At 71.7% G+C, this 653-nt stretch carries 1 protein-coding gene; it reads left to right on the top strand.

Annotation, left to right across the window (positions count from 1 at the left end; translation table 11 throughout):
• A partial coding sequence (locus ACYVDK_RS18215; protein WP_460524417.1) for a molybdopterin-dependent oxidoreductase occupies positions 1 to 653 on the top strand: 653 nt, incomplete at both ends.

The following is a 653-nucleotide window of genomic DNA, read 5'->3' on the forward strand; positions in this document are numbered from 1 at the left end:
GCCGCACTGTTCCTAGTGGCGGGTGTGGCGGCCATCGCGGCGACCGTGACACGAGCCGACGCGAGCCCGCTCGCATTCCTGCCCCCGGCGATCGGCGCACTCGTCGGCGCCGCGAGCGTGCACGTCATCATCGACGTCCTCCGCCGCTGGCTGGATGCCCGCGACACCAACAGACCGGCCGGAATCGACCGGCGCCGCTTCCTGCTGCTCACGGGTGCAGCAGCCGCAGCCGCCGTGCTCGCCGGCGTGGGATCCCGCATCGGCTCGGCCGCGACCTCCTCCATAGCCGCCGTCCGCGCGGCGCTGAAGCTGCCGTCACCTGCCAACCAGGTGAAGGTCCCCGCCGGCGCCGATCTCCACCTGAAGAACCTCTCCCCCCTGTTCACCCCCAACCCCGACTTCTACCGGGTGGACACCGCCCTCACCGTCCCGTCGGTCGACCCGTCCACCTGGCGGCTGACCGTGGACGGGATGGTCGAGCAGCACGTCGATCTCACCTTCAACGACCTCCTCGCGATGGGTCTGCACGAGTACGCGATCACGCTCACCTGCGTCTCCAACCAGGTGGGTGGGAACCTCGTCGGCAACGCCCGCTGGCTGGGTGTGCCGGTGCGGGAGGTGCTCGCCCGCGCCCGCCCCCGGCACGGCGCCGA

This window comes from Humibacter antri (assembly GCF_054777235.1).